The organism is Streptomyces sp. NPDC127084, assembly GCF_042724175.1.
Classification (GTDB): domain Bacteria; phylum Actinomycetota; class Actinomycetes; order Streptomycetales; family Streptomycetaceae; genus Streptomyces.
Window position 1 is genome coordinate 3,804 of the sequence record NZ_JBHXFA010000127.1, and the last position, 17,908, is coordinate 21,711.

At 70.5% G+C, this 17,908-nt stretch carries 14 protein-coding genes and 1 pseudogene; 9 read left to right on the plus strand and 6 right to left on the minus strand.

Annotation, left to right across the window (positions count from 1 at the left end):
* Positions 1-7 precede the first annotated feature (7 nt).
* Positions 8-673 carry a polyphosphate--glucose phosphotransferase gene (gene ppgK / locus ACFWI9_RS25395; protein WP_387165373.1) on the plus strand — a complete coding sequence of 222 codons (666 nt, stop codon included), beginning with the start codon at positions 8-10 and terminating at the stop codon, positions 671-673.
* A 7-nt stretch (positions 674-680) separates the two neighbouring features.
* On the opposite strand, the gene ACFWI9_RS25400 is transcribed toward ppgK, so the two are convergent.
* On the minus strand, positions 681-1,364 hold the full coding sequence (locus ACFWI9_RS25400) for a DUF6542 domain-containing protein (protein WP_387165359.1): 684 nt from the start codon (positions 1,362-1,364) through the stop codon (positions 681-683).
* A gap of 232 nt (positions 1,365-1,596) precedes the next feature.
* Here ACFWI9_RS25400 and ychF point away from each other — a divergent pair, with 232 nt between their 5' ends.
* Positions 1,597-2,685: a redox-regulated ATPase YchF gene (gene ychF, locus ACFWI9_RS25405; protein ID WP_387165360.1), complete on the plus strand. Its 1,089-nt coding sequence runs from the start codon at positions 1,597-1,599 to the stop codon at positions 2,683-2,685.
* A gap of 7 nt (positions 2,686-2,692) precedes the next feature.
* Here ychF and ACFWI9_RS25410 read toward each other — a convergent pair whose 3' ends face one another.
* Positions 2,693-3,805 (minus strand): pyridoxal-phosphate dependent enzyme, encoded by a 1,113-nt coding sequence (locus ACFWI9_RS25410; protein WP_387165361.1) that lies wholly within the window; start codon positions 3,803-3,805, stop codon positions 2,693-2,695.
* A gap of 209 nt (positions 3,806-4,014) precedes the next feature.
* Between ACFWI9_RS25410 and ACFWI9_RS25415 the strand changes: the two genes are divergently transcribed.
* The 6 genes and pseudogenes from ACFWI9_RS25415 (at position 4,015) to ACFWI9_RS25440 (ending at position 10,982) form a co-directional block, all read left to right on the plus strand.
* The gene (locus ACFWI9_RS25415) at positions 4,015-5,592 is read left to right on the plus strand and encodes a S8 family serine peptidase (protein ID WP_387165362.1); all 1,578 of its coding nucleotides are present in this window, start codon (positions 4,015-4,017) and stop codon (positions 5,590-5,592) included.
* A 195-nt stretch (positions 5,593-5,787) separates the two neighbouring features.
* Complete coding sequence (locus ACFWI9_RS25420) at positions 5,788-6,540, plus strand: GntR family transcriptional regulator (RefSeq protein WP_387165363.1); 753 nt, start codon at positions 5,788-5,790, stop codon at positions 6,538-6,540.
* A 228-nt stretch (positions 6,541-6,768) separates the two neighbouring features.
* On the plus strand, positions 6,769-6,966 hold the full coding sequence (locus ACFWI9_RS25425; protein WP_387165364.1) for an SPOR domain-containing protein: 198 nt from the start codon (positions 6,769-6,771) through the stop codon (positions 6,964-6,966).
* A gap of 97 nt (positions 6,967-7,063) precedes the next feature.
* A pseudogene (locus tag ACFWI9_RS25430) lies at positions 7,064-7,457 on the plus strand ((deoxy)nucleoside triphosphate pyrophosphohydrolase); the annotation flags it as partial.
* A gap of 205 nt (positions 7,458-7,662) precedes the next feature.
* The gene (locus ACFWI9_RS25435) at positions 7,663-8,121 is read left to right on the plus strand and encodes an ATP-binding protein (protein WP_387165365.1); all 459 of its coding nucleotides are present in this window, start codon (positions 7,663-7,665) and stop codon (positions 8,119-8,121) included.
* Between the two features lie 149 nt (positions 8,122-8,270).
* A complete protein-coding gene (locus ACFWI9_RS25440; protein ID WP_387165366.1) occupies positions 8,271-10,982 on the plus strand; it encodes a SpoIIE family protein phosphatase in 2,712 nt (903 codons plus the stop codon).
* A gap of 182 nt (positions 10,983-11,164) precedes the next feature.
* Here the strand turns inward: ACFWI9_RS25440 and ACFWI9_RS25445 are convergent, their stop codons facing one another.
* The 4 genes from ACFWI9_RS25445 to ACFWI9_RS25460 form a co-directional block, all read right to left on the minus strand.
* Positions 11,165-12,670 (minus strand): phosphoesterase, encoded by a 1,506-nt coding sequence (locus tag ACFWI9_RS25445; protein ID WP_387165367.1) that lies wholly within the window; start codon positions 12,668-12,670, stop codon positions 11,165-11,167.
* Positions 12,671-13,037: 367 nt separating this feature from the next.
* A complete protein-coding gene (locus ACFWI9_RS25450) occupies positions 13,038-13,514 on the minus strand; it encodes a hypothetical protein (RefSeq protein WP_387165368.1) in 477 nt (158 codons plus the stop codon).
* A 104-nt stretch (positions 13,515-13,618) separates the two neighbouring features.
* Positions 13,619-14,329 carry a PspA/IM30 family protein gene (locus tag ACFWI9_RS25455; protein ID WP_387165369.1) on the minus strand — a complete coding sequence of 237 codons (711 nt, stop codon included), beginning with the start codon at positions 14,327-14,329 and terminating at the stop codon, positions 13,619-13,621.
* Between the two features lie 26 nt (positions 14,330-14,355).
* Positions 14,356-16,515, minus strand: a complete 2,160-nt coding sequence (locus ACFWI9_RS25460) for a TPM domain-containing protein (RefSeq protein WP_387165370.1) — start codon at positions 16,513-16,515, stop codon at positions 14,356-14,358.
* A 151-nt stretch (positions 16,516-16,666) separates the two neighbouring features.
* Between ACFWI9_RS25460 and ACFWI9_RS25465 the strand changes: the two genes are divergently transcribed.
* Positions 16,667-17,746, plus strand: a complete 1,080-nt coding sequence (locus tag ACFWI9_RS25465; protein ID WP_387165371.1) for a hypothetical protein — start codon at positions 16,667-16,669, stop codon at positions 17,744-17,746.
* The last annotated feature ends 162 nt before the right edge of the window (positions 17,747-17,908 follow it).

Below are 17,908 nucleotides of genomic sequence, written 5' to 3' on the forward strand. Positions count from 1 at the left end.
CGCCCCACTGTCCCACCGCCCCAAAACCCGAAACACCCCCCCCCCCCCCCCCCGGGGGGGGGGCCCCGACGGCGTTGCCGAGGTGGTACGCCACTTCCGCTGGTCGGGCCCGGTCGGGATCACGTTCCCAGGCGTGGTCACCGGATCGGTCATTCGAACGGCCGCCAACGTCGACAAGAGCTGGATCGACACGGATGGTGGCAAGCTGCTGGGCGACAAGCTCGGCCTCCCGGTCACCGTGCTCAACGACGCCGACGCCGCGGGGGTCGCGGAGATGACCTTCGGCGCCGGCAGCGGCCGCAAGGGCGTCGTGATGCTGCTGACCTTCGGCACCGGCATCGGCAGCGCCCTGTTCGTCGACGGCCGCCTCGTTCCCAACACCGAGCTCGGCCATCTGGAGCTGAACGGCCACGAGGCGGAGAAGCACGCGTCGACCAAGGTCAAGGACGACGAAGGACTGAGCTGGGAGCACTGGGCGCGCCGCGTCCAGAAGTACCTGGAGCATCTGGAGATGCTCTTCTCGCCCGAGCTGTTCATCATCGGCGGCGGCGTGAGCCGCAAGGCGGAGAAGTTCCTGCCGCTCATCAAGCACGTGCGGGCGGAGATCGTCCCTGCCCAGCTCCAGAACAACGCGGGCATCGTGGGCGCGGCGATGGCCGCGGCCCGACGCTAGCCGCCGGTCAGTGCCGACCGCCCGGGTGCCGCAGTGCCTGCCCCGGGCGGCCGTCGGCCTTGCGGGGCGCCGGCCGCGGAGCGGGAGCACGACGCATCAGCCGGATCTTCCGCACGGTCGTGATCACTCCCGCGACCAGGGTGCCGCCGTAGAGCCAGCCCGCGTTGACGGCCAGCGCCGTCACCACCGCCATGATGTGGCCCCCGTAGCCGCCCACGCCGCCCGCGATCGGGATGACGCCGACGGTGAACGCGATCGGCACACTGATCGGCGCCGTGACCAGGTCGGCCTTGCGTACCCACAGCGCGGTCAGAGCGCTGACCGGTAGGAAGAGCAGGCCGTACACCAGTGGCGAGCCGCCCAGCAGCAGCTCGTCCAGCGCACCGATCAGCAGCATGGCGGTGGAGGCGAAGAGCCCGGCGCCGAGACCGGTCAACCGGGGGTTCGGCAGCCTGCGCAGCGCGAGCAGGACCGGCGGCGCCGGACGCCCCGGCCTGGGGGCGGGCCGTTTCGGCTGCCCGCCGCCCGGCCTGACGGTACGCCCCGGCCGACCCGAGCGCCCTGGCCGGTCCGAGCTGCCCGGCCGTGCCGTGACCCGGTACACCGAGGCACCCTCGATGAGGGCGCCCTGCCCGGAAAGAGGGGCCTGCGGCCGTGGCCGCTGCTGCGAGGGACCTGTCCTATGCTCCACGGATCAAACGTAGGTCTCATTGCATGAGGGTTCCGCCACAAGACACGCCCTTTGGGTGACCTTGGCCATGAGTTCGACGCAAACCCGTGCCCCGCTCGTACGCGAGAGCCTCACGAGGGCTTCCCCCGCTTCCCGTCGTCGGCCCCGCTGACGCGCCCGTAAACTGGTGGATCGGCCCACCCGGGGCCGGGCCCCCGGCCCGCCGCCAGTCCTCACCCAGGAAGTCGCCAACGTGTCGCTCACGATCGGAATCGTCGGACTGCCGAATGTCGGCAAGTCGACCCTGTTCAACGCCCTGACCAAGAACGACGTGCTGGCGGCCAACTACCCGTTCGCCACGATCGAGCCCAACGTCGGAGTCGTCGGCGTCCCCGACACCCGGCTCACCAAGCTCGCCGAGATCTTCAGCTCCCAGCGGGTCCTCCCCGCGACCGTCGACTTCGTCGACATCGCCGGAATCGTCCGCGGCGCGAGCGAGGGCGAGGGCCTCGGGAACAAGTTCCTGGCGAACATCCGCGAGTCCGACGCGATCTGCCAGGTCATCCGCGCCTTCAAGGACGAGAACGTCGTCCACGTCGACGGCAAGGTCTCGCCCAAGGACGACATCGAGACCATCAACACCGAGCTGATCCTCGCGGACCTCCAGACCATCGAGAAGGTCCTGCCGCGCCTGGCGAAGGAAGCCCGCATCAAGAAGGACGTGGCCCCCAAGGTCGCGGCGGTCGAGGCCGCCAAGGAAATCCTGGAGCGGGGCGACACCCTCTTCTCCCAGGGCATCGTCCAGGGCAGCGAGAAGGCGGAGCTGCTGCACGACCTCCACCTCCTCACCACCAAGCCGTTCCTCTACGTCTTCAACGTGGACGAGGACGAGCTCGTGGACGAGACCTTCAAGAACGAACAGCGCGCCCTGGTCGCCCCCGCCGAGGCCATCTTCCTCAACGCCAAACTGGAGGCGGACCTCGCGGAGCTGGACGAGGAGGACGCGATGGAACTCCTCCAGTCCGTCGGCGCCGACGAGCCCGGTCTCGCCACCCTGGCCCGCGTCGGCTTCAACACCCTGGGCCTCCAGACCTACCTCACGGCAGGCCCCAAGGAGTCCCGCGCCTGGACCATCAAGAAGGGCGCGACGGCCCCTGAGGCCGCCGGTGTCATCCACACCGACTTCCAGAAGGGCTTCATCAAGGCCGAGGTGATCTCCTTCGCCGACCTGGTGACCACGGGTTCGGTCGCCGACGCCCGTGCGGCGGGCAAGGCGCGCATGGAGGGCAAGGAGTACGTGATGCAGGACGGGGACGTGGTGGAGTTCCGCTTCAACGTCTGACGTCCGGCTACGCCGTCGCCGCGAGGCCCGACTTCAGCCCCGCACCGCACAGCGGCAGCACCGCGGTGCGTCCGCCGAGGCCGTCGGTGCGAACCGCGGCCCAGCAGGCCGCGGCGGTGGGCTCGACGTAGAGGCCGCGGGTGGCGAGGTCCAGTTGGGCGGTGCGGATCTGGTCCTCCGTCACCGTGAGGAAGTCGCCGCCGCCGGCGCGTACGGCTGTGAGGATCTGGCGGGCGCGGGGCGGGTGCGGGATGGCGATGCCCTCGGCGAGGGTGCGGGTGGTGGAAGCCGGGGCGAGCACGTCGTCCGCGCCCGCGCGGAATGCGAAGGCCAGCGGGGAGACGGCTGCCGCCTGGACGGCGAGCAGGGCGGGCTGCTCCGTGAGCAGGCCGTGGGCGCGGAGTTCGCCGATCGCGAGCGCCGCGCCCAGCAGGAGGGTTCCGTTGCCGACCGGTAGTACGAGAGCCTCCGGCAGCCGACCGCCGAGGTCCTCCCAGATTTCGTAGACATAGGTCTTGGTCCCGTGCAGGAAGTACGGGTTGAAGACATGTGAGGCATAGAAGACGCCCTTCTCCCCGGCGACCGCGCGGGCCACCTGTGCCGCCGCCTCGCGGTCGCCGGGGACGAGTTCCGTACGCGCGCCGTGGGCGCCGATCTGCTGGAGCTTCTTGGGAGAGGTCCCGGCGGGTACGTGGACGGTGCAGTCGAGTCCCGCGCGGGCGCAGTACGCGGCGATCGACGTGCCCGCGTTTCCGCTGCTGTCGGCGATCACCCGGCCGGGCTTCAACCGTCGCGCCAGCTCGGCGAGCAGCACCGCGCCGCGGTCCTTGAAGGACAGGGTGGGCATCAGGAAGTCGAGCTTGGCCGTGACGGTGTCCGAGAGCGGTACGAGCGGGGTGCGCCCCTCGCCCAGGGAGACCGCGGCGCGTGCCGGGCCGGCGGGCAGCGGCAGGGCCTCCTCGTAGCGCCAGAGCGAGTTGACGCGCGCCGGCAGCGAGGCGAGCGGCACCGGGGGCGGCGAGAAGACGAGGTCCCATGGGCCTCGGCACCGGGGACAGCACCAGGGAGCCGTCTCCACCGGGGACTGAACGCCGCACATGGGACATTGGTACTCCGTCATGTGATTCACGATGGCACTTGTGTGTCGTGCGTGTTAATCCACCGCCGAACCTCTTGTGGGAACCCTGAAGATCCGCCAATCTTTCGGTCGGCAGTCACCGCGCGTAGATGAGGCAGTCCCCGCTCATTCCCCTTGGGTTGTCATGAGCATGTCTTATTTGCGGTGTCCGCCTCCCCCACAGAGCAGGACCGATGAGGAGGACCCCTCACATGTACGTGATGCGTCATGCCCGGCGAAGACTGTCCGCGGCCAGCGCCATAGCCGTCGCCGCCCTCACGCTCGGCGCCGCCTCAGCCTCCCCGGCGACCGCGGTCGAGCCGGCACCGGAAGGCGTCATCCAGAACGCGGGTGCGCCTGGCACCATCGCCGGCAGCTACATCGTCACCCTTGACGACTCCGCCGCCGACGCCGGTTCCAAGGCGGGCAAGGCCCTTGCCGCGGAATACGGTGCGAAGATCAAGAAGACCTTCCGCTCCGCGCTGAACGGGTACTCCGTACAGCTCACCGAGGCGCAGGCGAAGAAGTTCGCCGCGGACCCGGACGTCAAGTCCGTGGTGCAGAACCGGGTGTTCAAGATCAACGACACCCAGACGAACCCGCCGTCCTGGGGTCTGGACCGCATCGACCAGCAGTCCCTGCCGGTCAACTCGGTCTACACCTACCCCGCGTCGGCCGGCAGCGGCGTCACGGCGTACGTCATCGACACCGGTGTCCGGATCACCCACAGCGACTTCGGCGGCCGCGCCTCCTACGGCTACGACGCCATCGACAACGACTACACCGCCCAGGACGGCAACGGCCACGGCACGCATGTCGCCGCGACGGTCGCCGGCACCTCCTACGGCGTGGCCAAGAAGGCCAAGATCGTCGGCGTCCGGGTGCTCGACGACGAGGGCTCCGGCACCACCGAGCAGGTCGTCGCGGGCATCGACTGGGTGACCCAGAACGCCGTGAAGCCCGCGGTCGTCAACATGAGCCTCGGTGGCGGCGCCGACACCGCCATCGACACGGCCGTGAGCAACTCCATCGCCGCGGGCATCACTTATGTGGTGGCGGCGGGCAACGACGGCGCCAACGCGTCCAGCTACTCCCCGGCCCGGGTGGCCGCGGCGATCACCGTCGGCTCGACCACGAGCTCCGACGCGCGCTCCAGCTTCTCCAACTACGGCAGCTCGCTGGACATCTTCGCGCCCGGTTCGTCCATCACCTCCGCCTGGAACACCGGCGACAGCGCCACCAGCACCATCTCCGGTACGTCGATGGCCTCCCCGCACGTCGCCGGCGCCGCCGCGGTCTACCTGGCGGACAACCGGTCGGCCACCCCGGCCCAGGTCTCGACGGCCCTGACGACGGCGGCCACCCAGAACAAGGTCACCAGCGCCGGTACGGGCTCCCCGAACCGCCTGCTGTACGTCGGCGGCGGCACGACCACCCCGCCCAGCACCACGAAGTTCGAGAACACCGCGGACTACACCATCAGCGACAACTCCACGGTGGAGTCCTCCGTCACGGTCAGCGGGGTCTCGGGCAACGCCCCGAGTTCGCTCCAGGTTCCGGTCAGCATCGTGCACACCTACATCGGTGACCTCCAGGTCCAGCTGATCGCCCCGGACGGCACCGCGTACACGCTGAAGGCGTACAGCACCGGCGGCAGCGCGGACAACATCAACACCACGTACACGGTGAACGCCTCGTCCGAGGCCGCCAACGGGACGTGGAAGCTGCGGGTGAGCGACAACGCGAGCTACGACACCGGGAAGATCGACTCCTGGGGTCTCCAGTTCTGACCTGAGCGGATGAGCAGTGAGGAGGGGTGGCCGCGCCGAGCGGCCGCCCCTCCTGTCGGGTGCGGCCGGACGCAGGCGGACGCAGCCCGGGGCGAAGAGGCGCCATTGCTTCCAGTGAGGCTCTGGCCCATGCTTGCGGGTGCCAACCGTCGGTTGCCACGCTGTTGCTGTCTGTCAATCCGTTGGGAGTGGCCAGTGACATTCGGTGAGCAGCCCGCCTATCTGCGTGTTGCGGGTGATCTCCGACGGAAGATCGCCAACGGTTCGCTGCCGCCGCGCACCCGGCTACCCTCGCAGGCCCGCATCCGCGAGGAGTACGGGGTGTCGGACACCGTGGCGCTGGAAGCGCGCAAAGTGCTGATGGCCGAGGGGCTTGTCGAGGGCCGTTCCGGATCGGGCACCTACGTACGGGAGCAGCCGGTGCCCCGACGGATCGCCCGCTCCGGCTTCCGGCTGGCGTCCGGCGGCAGTCCGTTCCGTCAGGAGCAGGCGGCGGACGGTGCCCGGGGTACGTGGGAGTCGAGCAGTGAGCAGACGGATGCGGGCACCGTCATCGCCGCCCGGCTGGGCATCGGCCCGGACGAGCGGGTGATGCGTACGCGCTATGTGTTCCGGGACGCGGGCGAGGCCATGATGCTGTCCACGTCCTGGGAGCCGCTCGCGATCACCGGGCGCACGCCGGTGATGCTCCCCGAGGAGGGGCCGCTCGGCGGTTGCGGTGTCGTGGAGCGGATGGGCGCCATCGACATCGTGGTGGACAACGTGGCGGAGGAGGTCAGCGCGCGCCCGGGGCTGGCGGAGGAGCTCCAGGCGCTCGGCGGTGTCCCCGGACATGTGGTGATGGTCATCCAGCGGACGTACTACGCCTCGGGCCGGGCGGTGGAGACGGCGGATGTGGTCGTCCCGGCCGACCGCTACCGGATCTCGTACCACCTGCCGGTGCGCTGAGCCATGGGCAGGGCCGGCGGAGGACGGGAGGCCGCTCCGGCGGCCGCCCGGGAGGGGCGCACTCGGCCATGTGCGCTCTCGTCTTCCGGCCCGTCCCTGGCCGGATCCGTACCTCTTTGTGAGAACACGTAACCGCTGAGTAAATGTCAGGCGTAAGCTCGGGCATATGCAGAGTGCGGTTTCCCGGGGATCGTTGAAGGTGTGCAGGCAGGCGGCGGGAGGGTCGCAATGAGCGAGGACGGCGCGGTGCTGCTTCCCTGGCTGGTGATCCGTCAGGACGACAACGGCAACCGCTATCGCGTCGGCAGGTATGCGACCGAGGGTGAAGCGCGGAAGATCGTCGACAGTCTCGACTCACGCGGCCACAAGCAGCTCTACTGGGTGGAGCGATTCGGGTCGGCGACGCCGTCCCCGGACCTGGCGTAGACCCAGGTCGCCCGTACCCCTCTTACCCCCGTCCGGTCTGGTCCCAGCCCGCGCACACGGCGCGGTGGCGGCGCCTTGGGGCGTTACGCTCCGGCGTATGACGGATCGTGTGACAACCCTGGTCGTGGTGGCGGCGGCGGTATACGAGCGGGGACTGCTGCTCGCCGCGCGCCGGAGCGCGCCGCCCGAACTGGCCGGTCGCTGGGAGCTGCCCGGCGGCAAGCTGGAGCCGGGCGAGACCCCGGAGCAGGCGCTCGTTCGTGAGCTGCGCGAGGAGCTGGGTGTCGAGGCGGAGCCGATCGAGCGGGTCCCCGGCGAATGGCCGCTCAGGCCCGGCTATGTGCTCCAGGTGTGGACGGCACGGCTGCTGCGAGGCGAGCCCGAGCCGCTGGAAGACCACGACGAGCTGCGCTGGCTCGCGCCCGATGAGCTGGACGCCGTGGACTGGCTGCCCCAGGACCGTCCCGCGGTCGATGCCGCGGCGCTGCTGCTGCCCGGAGCGACCCAGGACACTTCCACCCCTCTGGAGCGAGTCCTCTCACTGCCGTTGGCCGCTGCTGGACCCCTGCTTGACCATGTCCGCCATTCGCGTCATCATACGTCCCCCTCTGCGGTAGTTGTTCTGAATATCGGGTATGGGGTGGATTGACGCTCCGGAATCAGACGTGGTCCCGTCACCGCGTTCGGCCGTGGGAAGTGATCGGTGTGAGCGACACCCTTGGCGACGTCGCCGAGTGGACCTTCCCTGGCGCGCCTGGTGCCGTTCGCGCCGCACGTCACGCGGTCCGCGACACGTTGCGTAGCTGGGATCTGGACAGCCTCGGCGATGTGACCGAACTGCTGGTCAGCGAGCTTGTGACCAACTCCCTTCGGTACGCGTACGGCCCGATCGGCGTACGCCTCGCCCGGCTCGGCTTGGACGGCACCAGCAGGGAGGGCGCCCGCCCGGGCAGCAGCGACCTGCTCCCACCCCGCTCCGCGCTCCTCGTGGAAGTCAGCGACCCACTTCCCGATCCGCCCCTGGAACGCCCGGCAGGACCCGATGACGAAGGCGGGCGCGGAATCCAGCTTGTGGCCGTCACCGCCCGGCGATGGGGCACCCGTCACAGCAGGACCGGCAAGACGGTGTGGTTCGAGCTGCCTCTGCCTGGTTAGAAGTCTGTTGGGACATCGATCAACGCGTTTTCGGCTCAAAGTGAACGAGACCGCTCTGTGATCGTGAACGCCGTGCCGCCGGAGGCCGTAGTGCTGAATACTGCCAGGCATGGCCGGTCCGGTGCGGTGAGCTGGAGGGGACGGGTCGCGTGAGCGAGATACCTGAGACGGCGAGCGGTGTGGTGTGGCAGAGCAGTCCGCCCGGCTCGATCTACGACTACATCAAGGTCGCGTCATTCTCGATCGGCCCTGACGGGCTGGTCGACCAGTGGAGTCGTCGTGCCACCGAGCAGTTCGGTATCGAGGCCGCAGAGGTCATGGGCAAGGACCCCATCGAGGTGTTCATGCCCGCCGAGCTGCGCCCCCGCGGCTACCGGAAGATGGCCGAGATCCTCGACGGCAGGGAGTGGACCGGACTCGTCCCCTTCCGTACGCCGGGTGGGGAGCACCCGCACGGCCTGGCAGAGGTCTACGTCATGCCGAGCGAGACCGAGGGGGGTCGGCACGCCGCGCTCTGCATCGTGGTCGACGTGCGCGCGCTGCGCGGTATAGAAACCGACCTCGCCGCGTCGCAGGCCATTTTCGGCCAATCTCCATTTGGCTTCCTGCTGTTCGGCCCGGACCTCACCGTCGTACAGGCCAACCGGCGCTTCGCGACCGTGTTCGGCGGCGCCCCGTCGGAGCACCGCGGGCGTACCGTCCACGACTACCTCTCCCGGCCCGAGGCCGAGCGGATGACCGCCGCACTCAAACGGGTCCTGGACACCGGCGAGTCCGTCACCGACCTCCAGGTCGTCGGCAATGTGCCGGGCGGTAACGAGCGCCGCCACTGGTCGGTCAACCTCTACCGGGTCCACAGTGGTACTGGGCGTCCCGTCGGCGTCGCCGGACTCGGTATCGACGTCACGCGCCGCCACATCGCCGCCCGTGAGGCCGCCAGCGCCCGGCGCAACCTCGCCATCCTCAACGAGGCGAGCGCCCGGATCGGCAACTCACTCGACCTGGAGACCACCGCCCGCGAACTTCTCGGGGTCGCCGTGCCCGGCTTCTGCGACCTCGCGTCCGTGGATCTGTACCAAGGGCTGCTCACCGGGGACGAGGCACCGCCCGGACACTGGGGCTCCGGCCACCCCGAAGGCTACGGCGGCACCAGCGCCGAACTGCGCCGGGTCGCCTTCGCCAGCGCGGTCTCCGGCGCACTGCCTTCCGACCGCCCGGGCGACTGCCCGGGGGACCAGGACGGTCCGGGCGGAGTCGGCGTCGGGGACGGAACCGGGGGCGCCGCCGCGTTCACTCCGGCATTGCCGCGGGTCGGGGCCGTACACCAGTTCCCGTTCAGCTCGCCGTCGGCGGCCGCCCTGCGCACCGCCCGCGTACAGGCCATCCCGGGCGAGGAAGGCAGCCTCATCCAGTCGACCCTCGCCGTGCCGATGGTCGCGCATGACGCGGTCATCGGCCTGGTGCAGTTCTCCCGGGTCAAGGGCAGCGAACCCTTCGGCGAACGGGACCGCGCCCTCGCGGTCGAACTCGCCGCGCGCGCCGCCGTCTGTATGGACAACGCCCGGCTCTACCGCCGGGAGCACGAGCGCGCCCTGATCCTCCAGCGCAGCCTGCTGCCCCCGGGCGACCCCGAGGCCGCCGGGCTCGACATCGCCTGCCGCTATCTGCCCGGCAACACCGCGACCGAGGTCGGTGGTGACTGGTTCGACGTCATCGAACTGCCCGGCCACCGCACCGCCCTCGTCGTCGGCGACGTCATGGGTCGCGGACTGCGCGCCGCCGTGGCCATGGGCGAACTGCGTACCGCCGTACGCACCCTGGCACTGCTCGACCTGGAGCCCGCCGAGGTGCTCTCCGCGCTGGACGAGATCGCCCGCGGACTCGGCAGCCCCAGCGGCGCCCAGCAGGCGTCCCGCGTGGCCCATAAGAACCGCGACCCGGAGCTCTCCGAGGTCTATCTGGCGACCTGTGTCTACGCCGTGTACGACCCGGTGACCCGGCGCTGCACCTTCGCCAACGCCGGGCATCTGCCGCCCATCCTCGTGGAGCCGGGCGAGGAGGCCCTGCTGCTCGACGTGCCCCCCGGCATGCCGCTCGGCGTCGGCGGGGAGCCCTTCGAGGAGGTCCAGGTCGAGCTCCCGGAAGGGGCCCTGCTCGCGCTCTACACGGACGGCCTCGTGGAGTCCCGGCACCACCCGCTGGACGAGGGACTCGGCGCTTTCCGGGCGGCGCTCACCGATCCCTCCCAGCCGGCGGCGGACCATGGGATCCCGCTTCCGCCACAGGCAGCCGGGCACAGGGCATCGGCGTCCGTGCCCGCGCCGAGAGCGGGCGCGCCCTCGCTCGAGGACATCTGCGATCACGTCCTGAACAACCTGGACACCCGCCACGGCGAGGACGACATCGCCCTCCTCATGGCCCGCATCCAGGGCATGCCGGCCGAAGCCGTGGGCGACTGGCGGCTGCCCCGCGAGCCCCGCTCGGTGGGCAGGGCCCGCGAACTCACCAGGGCCCAGCTGGTCGCCTGGGAACTCGAACCGCTCGTGGACACGGTCGAACTGCTCGTCAGCGAACTGGTCACCAACGCCCTGCGCTACGGAGAGGGCGAGATACGGCTGCGCCTGCTGCGCGACCGCACCCTCGTCTGCGAGGTCTGGGACGCCGGCCTCGTACAGCCCCGGCGCAGGCGCGCCAAGGACACCGACGAGGGCGGCCGGGGCTTGCAACTGGTCGGGCTGCTGAGCGCCGCCTGGGGCTCCCGCCGCACCCCGCACGGCAAGACGGTGTGGTTCGAACTAGCCCTTCCGGACGGCGACTCGGCGGCGGAGCCCAGCGTGGAGCAGCTGCTCAGCATGTTCTGACGCCTTGGCTTGAGCCCGACGCCTGAGGTCCGGGGGCGGGCCCGTGGTCCGGGGCTCAGGCAGGGTGTCCGGGCGGACAGCGGATCGGACACCAGGCGCCCGGACATACGAGCTGACTTCCCCGCGGGTCCGCCGGCAGCGCTCAGCGCCCTTCGGATCGCGAAGTGCCGCCGGCGGACTGCTCAGCGGACCTCGACGAAGACCGGGTTCGAGTAGAACCACAGGTCGTCCCACGGGCTCTCCAGCCCGTCGGCCAGCGGCTCCATCTCATCGGTGTTCGTGCCCCGCACCCGGGCGTAGAGATCGCTTTCCACGCCGCGCAGGGTGTGCCGGATGACGAACTCGTCGCCCTGCCTGCGCCAGTCGCCGGGACCGAACCGCGCCACCACCTTGGTGGTCGGGTTGGTGTCGGTGTCGAGGCTGGCGCTCGGGCCGGTGACCTGGCCCACGATCAGGTCGACGCGGCGGACCTGCGGCCGGTCGCCGTTGCCGTTCACGCCCTCCAGCGGACGGAACCTGATCTCTATCTCGACGTCGGTGCGGTGCCGGCGGCTCACGGTGAGCGTCTCGCCCATCTCGGCGGCGCAGCCGCGGTTGCCCGCCGTCAGGTCGAGGGTGGTGATGAGATCCCCCGTGCCGACCCAGACCCGTCCGTTGCGGAGCCCGTCCATGATGTCGGCGTAGTCCTGCCGGGCCAGCACATGGGTCTTGCTGTACTCACCCGGCCAGAAGTCGGAGCCGCCGCGTGTCCAGTGCACATGCGAGTCCGAGGTCGCGGTGATCCACCAGCGCCGGCCTTCGCCGAGCAGCGAGTCCCAGAGCCCGCCGACGCGTGCGGTCATCTGGTCGAAGCCGCCGTGGGTCGGGTACCTGCTGTAGCCTCCGCGTGTCTTTCCGATGAGCGGGCCCGCCTGGTGGCCCGGAGCGCCCTCGAAGCCCACGTAGACGTCCGGGGCGGCGTTGTTGCCGTTGCGGAACTCCCGGGGCGTGTCCTGCCCCCAGACACCGAGCCCGGTCGCCGACCGGGAGGTGTGATGGGCGATCACCAGGGGCTTGCGTCTCATGTCCTTCGCGGCCTTCAGGAACTCGACCATCTTGGCCTCGGTGTCACGGCCGGGATCGGCGGGGAAGGCGTCGTGCTTGGCGAACCGGCTCTCCAACTCGTGGAGCTGCTGCGCCTCGTCGGTGTGGTGAGGGATCATCAGCGTGTGGTGGTCCAGGGCCGGGGCGTCGAACTCCATGCCCCAGAACTGGAGGACCTCCGGTACGAGCGCACGTGAACGCAGCAGGTCGGGGTAGGCCAGTTCGAGGTTCACCTTCGAGTGCGTCGGACCGCCGTGGTCGGTGCACATCATCCAGCTGAGACCGAAGTGCTTGCCCATGATCGCGTTGGTGACGATGGGGTACACGGCGTCGGCACCCTTCTGGAACGTCGGCGGGTTCGTCGATGTGTCGAAATCCCCGCTGTACTCCGAGTGCACATGGTGGTCACCGGCCCGCCACAACCGCCGGTGGTCGTCCCGCTTCCCGTGCCTGGTCCCGTTCCCGTCCCGGCTGTCGGCCGCCGCCGTGCCACCGGCGACCAGCGGGGTCGCGGCCGCCAGCGTCGCCCCGACGCCGGCGAACTTGACCAGGCGGCGCCGCGAGATCGCCGATTTCTCGGGGACCTCGGAGTTCTTGTCCTTCACCGGGAAGCCTCTCGTTCGACTGGTGTGGGGGGCGACGAGTGAGTCTCGAAGCACCAGTCGAACGCAGCGTGAACAGCGATCTGACGCCAGACATCCCAGACAACAACGAACTCCGGTTCAGGGACGCGGTGTTCGCCATATGGCGGCGGTCACCCGAGCCGCGAGTCCGCCGGCAGCACCACTCGGCCGGCCGCGGCACCGAAGCCGACGACCGGGTGGAGCGGATCCGACTCCGGTGCCATCAGCACCGGTCTGCCCAGCCGCCGCCCGATCGCACACGGCAGACGGCACAGGACATCAACGCCGGCCTGGTTACCAGGAACTGAAGCGGCCGCGCTGCCTCAGCAATCGGGCTCAGCCGCCTGACCTACGGCTCCATGAGAAGGACGACTCGATCAGTCTCGACATCGAAGCCGAGGATCGGATGGCCATAGGCACCCTCCCCGTCCATCAGCACCGGTCTGCCCAACCGCCGCCCGATCTCGCGGAGAAAGCCGCACAACACATCGAGTCGTTCCTGCCCCTGCAACTCCCGCAGATCGACGTCGAAGTCGACGACCGCGTCGTCAAGGAAGCGGAAGATCGCCAGCACATCAGCAGTCGGCCAGACGCGCAGGTTCGGACACTCGGCATCCACCGGGCGGGACAGCACGACCTCCGCCCGGGGCACCGGAAGCACCGTCTCTCCCTCCGAGTACTGGCACTTCCAGCCCTTCTCCGCGACAAGATCAAGGACCGACTGCCACCCCTCCACCGAGACATCCGGGACACGCACGTCCGGCAGCGACCCCATCGAGTCCGGGTCGAAGAAAGAACTCACGCCATCCCACAGCAGATCAGCCACCCCGCCATGCTGCCCGGCTCCCCTACCCCGACGCACCCTCGTTTCCCTTGACCAAAGACATAGGGGCGCCCCGGGGGGGGGTAGCCCCCAGACGCGCGGAGGGCTTACGCGGCCTTCAGCGCCGCCAGCCGAGCCTCGATCTCCGCGCCGTCCCCGAGCGCGTCCAGCTGCTCGAACTGCGCGTCCAGCGACGAGGCGGCGAGCTCCTGTTTGCCCATGGCCTTGGCCTCTTCCCGGCGCACCTTGTCCTCGAAACGGCTCAGCTCGCTCGTGGGATCCAGTACGTCGATGCTCTTGACCGCGTCCATCATCCGGTTCTGCGCCTGCGCGGACCTGGATCTGGCCACCAGCTCATCCCGTTTCGCCTTGAGCTCACCGAGCTTGGCCCGCATCTGTTCGAGGCCCTTCTTGAGCTTGTCCACGACCTCCGTCTGCGCGGCGATCGTCGGCTCGGCGGTCTTCGCCTCCCGCTCGGACTGCAACTGCCGCTGCAACGCGACCTTGGCGAGGTTGTCGAAGGTGTCCGCTTCGGCACCCTGCCCCGAGGCCCGCAACTCATCGGCTTTCCTGCTCGCGGCGAGGGCCTTCCCACCCCACTCCTCGGCCGCTTCCGCGTCCTCGCGGTGGTCCTGTTCCATCAGCCGCAGATTGCCGATGGTGCCGGCGACCGCCTGCTCGGCCTCGGCGATGTTGTTGGTGTAGTCCCGGATCAGCTGGTCGAGCATCTTCTGAGGGTCCTCGGCCTGATCCAGAAGCGCGTTGATGTTGGCCTTCGCGAGCTGGGCGACCCGGCCGAGGATGGTCTGCTTCGTCATGGCGCCTCTCCTTGTGCGGAATGCGATCAGAAACGGCCGCCGCCCCCCATCCGGCCGCGTGTGCCACCCCCGCCGAAACTGCCGGGCCGCCCGCCGAAGCCGCCGCCCTGACCCCCGCCGAAACCCCCACCCGTACCGCCGAACCCCCCGCCGAAACCGCCTCCGCCGCGGTGCCCGCCACCGCCGAACAGCCCGCCGAGGATGATCCCGCCGAGTACCGCGCCATTGAGCCCGCCCCCGCCGCCACCCCCGCCCAGCCGTCCGCCGCCCCCACCAGGTCCGAACGGGTCTCCGTACGACCGCACGTCCTGCTCGGCGAGCCCCTGCGCCTGCCGGGCGAGCGCGTCCGCCTGCTGGGCCTCGGTCAGCGCACCCTGCGGGTCCACGTCCGACAGTTCCACCGCCCGCTCCAGTCTGCGATGTGCCTCCGTGAGCCGGGTACGGGCCTGGGCGCCCACGGCTCCGCGGTGCGTCGTGACGAAGTCCGTGGCCGCCGTGACCGTCGAGCGGGCGGTGAGCGTCGCCTGGTCGAGCAGGGCCCGGGCCCGGCGTCCCGCATGCTCGCTCTCCCGCGCACCCGCCAGCGCCTCGTCCAGCATCGCGTCCGCCTCCTCCACCCGGCGCAGCGCGTCGATCGGGTCGTACGGGCCGCCGCCCACGGCCTTCCGCACCTCGGCGACGACCGTTTCCGCGCGGCCGATGCGGCCCTGGAGGTCGGCCGTGGAGATGCCCGCCGCCGTCCCCTCCAGCAGGCCGCGCGCGTCGGCCAGGTCCGCGTCCGTCTCGCTGAGCGCTCCGGGGAGCTTGCCCGCGGCCTCCGCCAGGTCCTGGGCGCGCCGGTCGACCGCGTCGATGAGCCGGGTGGCCTGGTCGACAGCACCTTCGGCCGCCCTGATCTGGACGGCGGCGGCGGCGTTGTCGCCCCCGTCCAGGGCACGGCGCGCCTCACCGAGTGTGGTGGACGCGAACAGCAGGCGATGCCTGGCCTGTTCGACGTCGCCGGCCACGGGGGCCGCTGCGGACTCGGCGTATCTCCGGCCCATCACGGTCAGCGTGGCCTGCGCGGTGTCCGCCCGGCCGGTGAGCTCCCGGTAGGCCGCGTCGGCGGCGGCGAGGGCTTGCGGCGCGTTCTCCTCAAGGGCGCGCAGCCGGTCGAAGTCGTCGGTCTGGTCGTCCAGTCTCCGGTTGGCCTCCGCGCAGCGGGAGATGATCTCGTTCAGCATCAGGCGCCGGGTCGCGTCGTCCTCCGGATAGGCGTCGTCAAGAGCCTGCCGCAGCCGGAACGCGGCTGTCAGCTCGCCCTGTGCGTACTCCAGCGCCTCGGTGAACGGTCTGGTGGCCTCCTCGCCGAACTGGGCGGTGGCGAATCCCAGTTCCTCCCGGCTGGTGCGGATGGCGTCATCCGTCTCGACCAGGGTCCGCTTGGCCTGGACGTCGAGCTCGGGCAGCTCGGGCAGCGGAGCCGGCGCGCCCGTTCCGGTGCCCTCTGGGTGGCCCCAGCCCTGCTCACGCACCGCGGCACCGGGTGTGGTGCGTTTCGCGGCCCGGCGTCTGCGGCGGGTGTACGCATACACGGCGAGCGCGCCCGCCCCGCCCGCCACGGCTATCGGCACGATCAGATCCGCGCCGGATGCCCCTTGAGGCTCGCCGCCGCCCGGATCGGCGGCCCCGGGGGTGATGGAGGGTACGGGCACGGGCTGCCCGGACAGTACGGCGGCGTAGCCGTTCGCGGCGCCGATCGCGGCGCCCGCCCAGTCGTTCTGCCGCAGCGCCGGTTCGATCGCCGTACGGGCCACCTCGTCCAACTGCCGCTGGGAGAGGGGCGCGTCGGTGTCCGCCGAATAGGCGTACCGCCGGTCGCGGGTCGCCACCGCCAGCAGGATGTCGTCTTGTCCCAGCCCGTTCTTCGTCGCGGTCTCATCGGCCCAAGTCTGCGCGGAACGGCCGGAGAAGTCGTGTACGTACGCCACGAACAGCTGAACGCGATGGGTGTCGTAGAGCCGGTCCAGAGCGGTTTCCACCTGGTCGTCCAGATCGCCGAGAGCGTCCACGGGGTCGGTGATCTGGCCCTGTCCGGACAGCCGCACCGGGTCCTCGGCACGTGCGTCGCCCCGAGCGGCGGGCACGAGGAGCCACCACGCCGCCACCAGCAGGGCGACCAGGGCCCGGGTGGCTATTCGTGTCACGTTTCGGAGGTTATGTCCCCTCGCCCGGTCGCGCGACCGGGCGAGGTGCATACAGAGTGTGACGGTCACTGTCAGTGGTCGCGTCTAGGGTGGTCGTCCATAGGCGGGGCTGCGCTCCGCGCGTCTGACGGGATGGCTGACGGGGGATCCGATGAAGGAAGAAGCACGTACGGCACGACCACGTGCCCTGCTGCGGCGCGTGCGCTCATCGCTCGGGAGTCCACGGCTGAGGTGGCCGCGCCGGATCGCGCTCGCCCTCGCCCTGCTGCTGGTCGTGCCCGCCATGACCGGGGCAGTGGCCCTGCGCCTCAACTACGCGGGCCAGTACGAGAAGGGCACCACCACCCGGGGCAAGGACGCCATCTGGCTGGGCCACGCATGGGTGGACGGCCGGAAGAAGGACGCCGACCTCGCTGCCTTCGCCGCGCGGATACGCGACACGGGGATACGCGACCTGTATGTGCACGCGGGCCCGCTGGAGCACGACGGGACACTGCCCGCCGACCGCTACGCGCGCGCCCGGTGGCTGATCGACGGCGTGCACCGGACCATACCCGGGCTGCGGGTACAGGCCTGGCTCGGGGATGTGCTGGCCACCGAGTCGTCTGAGGCGTCCGATGGCCTGATGCTGTCCGACGCGGAGAGCCGGGCCGCGGTCGTCCGGTCCGCGGACCAGGTGCTCGACGCAGGCTTCGACGGGGTGCATTTCGACCTGGAGCCGCTGCGCTCGGGCGACCGTGACTACCTGTCACTGCTGGACGATCTCCGGCGGCTCACGTCCCAGCGCCGGGCCCAGCTCTCGGTGGCCGCCCACCAGATAGACCCGCTGCCCGCCGCCCACGCGGTGAACCGCGCGATCACCGGGCGGGGCAAGTGGTGGTCCCAGGAGTTCTTCGGCGAGGTCGCCCGCCGGGTCGACCAGATAGCCGTGATGTCCTATGACACCTGGATGCCGATGGAAGGCCTCTACGGCGGCTATGCCGCCCAGCAGACCTCGCTGGCCCTCGAAGCCGCGCCCGAGGACACCGATGTGCTGATGGGGCTGCCGTTCTTCCACGAGGACGACATCGGCCACTGGGAGAACGCCGAGACGGTGGCCGCCGCCATCCGGGGTGTCCGTCTCGGCCTCGGACGTACGGACCCCGCGCGGGAGCGCTTCGGCGTGGCGCTGTACGTGGACTTCGCGGCGGAGGAGGGGGACTGGGCGGCGTACCGCGAGGGCTGGCACTGACGAAGCGGGCCGCCGGGGGAGTCGGTGGATCGGGTCCCGGCCCCCGCGAACGCTCCTCGGACACGCCAGGAGCCCCCGGGGGGCGGGCGGGGGGGGTTTCTGCGGATTTCTGGTCCGTGTTCGTACGGAGCGACTACACCGGCGACGAGGCGGTCAGCGCCA